The following is a 3,296-nucleotide window of genomic DNA, read 5'->3' as shown; positions in this document are numbered from 1 at the left end:
TCCACCCGAGCACCCGCCACCAACACCTCCGGCAACGTCCCCCCCACAACACCCGAACCCCCACACACCAACCCCACCCCCGACGCCACACCCAACCCACCCACAGACACACTTGGATCGGAAGCCATGGTCTCGAATACCCGAGTGATGCGCCCCGCCATCGTCTCGACAGTGGCCCGATCCACCAGGTCGGGTAGGTAGTGGAAAATCATCCGCAGTCGGGCGTCTACCGAGAAGGCAACGCTGAGCGGGTAGTGCGTGGCGTCGGCACCGTCGATGTCGACCACACGCATACCGGCGAATTCGGTGTCCTCGGTGAGTCCCCCTCGATCGATCGGGTACGACTCGAACACCGTTGCTGTATCGAACTCGATGTCCGGACCGGCCGCCTGTCGAATGTCCGCCAGGCCGAGATGGTGATGCTCGAGCAGAAGTGCCTGCTCCGCCTGTATTCGTTCGAGCAACTCACCCAGTGTTTCCCGGGGGTGCAGCTTGATGCGTACGGGAACCGTGTTGACGAACAAGCCGATCATCGACTCCACCCCGGGTAGCTGGGATGAGCGCCCGGACACCGTGCCACCGAACGTCACGTCGTGTCGGGATGTCGATACGCTCAGCATGATCGCCCACGCCACCTGGGTAATCGTGTTCATGGTGACGTTCCGACTTCGAGCGAGCGTCACCAAATCGGCAGTCACGGTTTCGCTGAGCGTGAAGTCCTCCCGCGACGGTGCGGACGAGGAACGACGTCCCCGCAGCTCGGGCAGGAGCAGTGTCGGACCGTCGAGGCCGGCCAACGCCGCTGACCATGCCGAGTGCGACGGTCCTGGGTCCAGGCGATCGAGCCAGGCCAGGAAGTCGCGGTAGGGCCGAGGTCGGGGTAACGAAGGAACATCTGCTTCCCCTGCTGCATAGAGGCCGAGCAGCTCCCGGATCACGAGCGGCATCGACCATCCGTCGAGCAAGGTGTGATGGCTGGTCCACACGAGACGATATTCGCCGCGATCCGTGGACACGAGAAGAAGCCGTACAAGGGGCGCCTTGCCCGTGTCGAATCCCTCGATCCGATCGGCGAGGCGAATCCGATCGAGTTCCGAAGCACGCTCGTGCCCTGGCAGACCCGTCAGGTCGACCTCGCTGAACGGAACCTCGACCGCGGCTGGCACCACTTGCACGAACGTCCCGTCACGCGCGGGCACGAACGCGACTCGCAGATTGGCGTGCCGATCAAGCAATGCTCGAGCCGCAGCACGCATCCGCGCCGGTTCGACGAAACCTTTCAGGTGCAGTTCCACCTGCACCGTGTAGGCGTCGACCGATGGCTTCGCCAGCAGTGCGTGGAAGAGCAACCCTGCCTGTAGTGGTGCGGGCGGCCAGACATCGGTAAGCGTCCCGAATTGCTCCTCCCACCCGTCGATGTCAGTCTGAGTCACCCCGACGAGAGGAAGGTCTGAAGGAGTGAGGCCGCCCGCGTGCGGACTATCAGCATGCGATACCAACGCGGACACCGCTTTACGCCAATAGTCAGCGAACCTCTCGACCTCCTCTCTGGAGAGCAGGGTGTCCGGGTATCCGAAGCTGACCTGAAGTCGTCCGGCGATCACGATCGCGTTGATCTCGATGGCGGCGGACACCGGCATGTCCGGATCCGGGTCGTAAGACAGGTCGCCGAACCCCTCCGCCGGAGTCCAGCCGAGTCCGGCATCGTGTTCCGGGCGCCCCGGAACCTGGCCGAGATAGTTCAAACTGATCTGTCCCGGTTCGGTTCTCGGCAGCTCTTTCGCGGTGTCGGGATTGAGGTAGCGGAGCAGTCCATACCCGATGCCCATTTCCGGCACCGCTCGGAGTTGCTCTTTCACGAGTTTGATCGCCCGGCCCAAGTGGGGGCCGCCGGCAAGGGCGTCGCCGAAGTCGATCCCATCGAGGGCGACGTGGACGGGAAAGGCTGTCGTGAACCAACCGACCGTGCGGGACAGATCCGCGCCCGGCACGACCTGCTGTTCGCGTCCGTGCCCTTCCAGCCGGATCAGCATCGACGACCCCACAATTCCCCGCTCGGCCCGCCATGCCGACGACGCCACCGTCAGCGCGGTCAGGAGCACGTCGAGAGCGCCTCCGTGATACATCTCCGGAACCGTCGTCAACAGCGAGGAAGTGTCGGCGGCCGAGATCTCGACGTTCACCGCTTGTACTGCGGTCGCCGTGTCCACCCCGGGATCCAAGCGGCGATCGGTGATCAACGGGTCTTGCGCACCGACGATGTCCCGCCACCTTCCCAGCTCGGCGGTCCGCTCGCTACTACATGCTTCTTCGGCCAGCGCATACGCCCAGCGACGCATCGACGTCCCCGTTTCGGGGAGGTCGACGACCTGTCCTGCCGAGATCTGCGACCAGGCAGTGACGAAGTCGGGCAGCAGAATTCGCCAAGACACGCCGTCGACGGCGAGGTGATGAGCCACCACGATCAGGCGGCCCGTCGGCGCCGAGTCCGGGGCGGTCGCCTCCATCTGTGCCGGTACCGGGTCGAGCCAGACGAACTGGACGACCACGCCGTCGAAGGGGCGCAATCGCTCCACCGCCGCCTGGTGCTCGGCGGTCACGAGATCCGACAACGCATCGGCATCGATGTCCGCGTCGAATTGCACCCGTCGAACCATCGACTCGCCATCATCGTCGGTAGCGGGTCGGGTCTGTATCTGCCACTGTCCGTCGGTGCCTCGCACCAGGCGCGACCGCAGCATGTCGTGGTGAGTGACCACGGCGGTGACGGTCGCGGCGATTGCGCCGGAATCGATTCCGTTCGGGAGTTCGAGCAGGATGCTCTGGCTGAACCGTTCGAAATGTCCGCCGCGCTCGATCAGATAACGAACCACGGGGGTTGCGGGGAACGCCCCGACTCCTCCGCCCTCGAACTCAGCGAGGCGAACTACTGCATCGTCGTCCACCGTCGCCGCTTCCGCTGCCAGCGCGGCCACCGTCCGGTGTTCGAACACCTGTTGGGGAGTCAACACCAGGCCCCGTGCCTTGGCCCTGGAGACCAGTCGGATCGACAGGATGCTGTCGCCGCCGAGCACGAAGAACGAGTCGTGCAGCCCGACCCTCTCGATGCCGAGCACCTCGCAGAAGACCGACGCCAGCGCTTCCTCCGCCCCGGTCCGCGGTCCCACGGAGAACTCGCTCGTGATGTCGGGTGCGGGGAGAGCACCACGATCCAACTTCCCATTCACCGTCACCGGGAACTCGTCCAACACCACCACCACCGACGGCACCGAATACCCCGGCAACACCGACCCCGC

At 64.9% G+C, this 3,296-nt stretch carries 1 protein-coding gene; it reads right to left on the bottom strand.

Going from position 1 to position 3,296, the window contains the following annotated elements; translation table 11 throughout:
* The coding region (locus AB0I57_RS20020; protein WP_358339321.1) for a condensation domain-containing protein at positions 1-3,296 on the bottom strand (3,296 nt) is incomplete at both ends.

It is taken from the genome of Rhodococcus sp. NPDC049939 (assembly GCF_040656415.1).
In the GTDB taxonomy this organism is placed as follows: domain Bacteria; phylum Actinomycetota; class Actinomycetes; order Mycobacteriales; family Mycobacteriaceae; genus Rhodococcus_F.
This window is presented reverse-complemented; position numbering and strand designations above follow the sequence as displayed.